The organism is Devosia equisanguinis, assembly GCF_900631955.1.
In the GTDB taxonomy this organism is placed as follows: Bacteria; Pseudomonadota; Alphaproteobacteria; order Rhizobiales; family Devosiaceae; genus Devosia; species Devosia equisanguinis.
In genome coordinates this window covers 1-1,578 of the sequence record NZ_UZWD01000078.1, presented here as the reverse complement: position 1 = coordinate 1,578, position 1,578 = coordinate 1, and the positions used below count along the sequence as shown (strand labels likewise).

General features: G+C 65.3%; 2 protein-coding genes. Both read left to right on the top strand.

Translation table 11 applies throughout. The features are described 5' to 3' along the window. Positions 1 to 858, top strand: an 858-nt coding sequence (locus DEVEQU_RS19785; RefSeq protein WP_126152338.1) for a DUF4214 domain-containing protein, incomplete at its 5' end; no start/stop codon positions are given. A gap of 119 nt (positions 859 to 977) precedes the next feature. After that, positions 978 to 1,578 (top strand): FAD-binding protein (locus DEVEQU_RS19780; protein WP_126152337.1); only part of this gene is annotated, 601 nt, incomplete at its 3' end.

Genomic DNA, 1,578 nt, shown 5'->3' with positions numbered 1-1,578 from the left:
CTCGGTGGCCTGGGCAATCTGGGCAATTTGGGTGGGCTGACCTCCGGCCTCACCGGGATTCTCGAGCTTGACGGGCTGTTATCCGAGTCCGGCCTGCTGAACCTCACCGGTATTCTGGATGGTGGAGTGCTCGATCTGGGTGGGGTGCTGGGGGATGTGCTGGGGCTGCTCAGCATTGGCGGTGCGCTCGACCCCGACGACAATCTCGATCCCGATGGCGAGGTGAACCCCGAGACCTTCGCCTACCAGCGCTATGGCACCGCGGGCAATGACAGCTTCCTCGTGCCCAATGGTTCGACCTATATCGACGGAAAGGGCGGGCGCGACACGGTGACCTTCGCGCAGAGTTCGGAGGGCATGGCTTTCGCCTCCGGCAAGAATGCGGTGGTGTTCGCCAAGGAGGACACGCTCTACTATTTCAAGGATGTGGAGCGCGTGGAGTTTTTCGAGGGCACGCTCTATCTCGATACCGGTGGCGGCGAGAATGCCGGCATGGCCTATCGGCTCTACCAGGCCGCGTTCGACCGCATGCCCGATGCCGAGGGGCTGACCTACTGGATCGGCCGGCTCGATACCGGCAATGTCAGCCTCGCTGCCATTGCCGACAGTTTCATCCATTCCCCCGAATTCGTGCGCACCTTCGGGACGGTCGAGACCGTGTCCAATGCACGGTTCGTGGAACTGCTCTACCTGCATACGCTTGATCGCGGTGCCGATAGCGAGGGCTATAATTACTGGGTGCAGCGGCTGGACAACAACCAGACCAATCGCGGCGACCTGCTCGCCTTCTTCTCGGAGAGCGAGGAGAACCAGCAGCAGGTGGCGGCGCAGATCGATAACGGCATCTGGATCGCCTGAATACACGCTCCTCCCCCGAGGCGTGGGGCCGGTTGTCCTTCGGGGTGACCGGCCTTTTTGATTGGGGCGGCTTGTGCCGCGGGCGCGTGGGGCGTATCCCGCCAAGGCGGGAGGACGCCATGACCACATTCGACAATACGCTTTATGCCGATGGGGCGCTGATCGTGGGAGCGGGGCTGGCGGGATTGTTTACCGCGCTCAAGCTGGCGCCGCGGCCGGTGACGGTGCTCTCGCCCAAGCCGCTGGGCACCGGGGCATCCTCGGCCTGGGCGCAGGGCGGGGTAGCGGCAGCGATGGGGGAGGGCGACAGCCCCCATGCCCATGCGCAGGATACCGAAATGGCCGGGGCCGGCATTGTCGACCATGGTACGGCTGAAGGGGTGACTGCCGAGGCGGTGGCGCGGATCGAGGACCTGGCGCGCTGGGGCACGCCGTTCGATCGTGACGATTTCGGCAATTTCGAGCTGGGGCGGGAGGCTGCCCATTCGGCCAATCGCATCGTCAAGGTCGAGGGCGACCGGGCCGGCTGGGCCATCATGCAGGCCATCATCGCTCAGGTGCGGCGCACGCCGTCCATCCGTGTGGTCGAGGGGATCACGGCGCTGAGCCTGGCGCGGGAAAACGGGCGCGTCGTCGGCGTTTATTGCCGCAAGCTGGGGGATCGTTATTCCGAGCCGATCTTCGTGCGGGCGCGGGCCACGGTGCTGGCGGCGGGTGGGC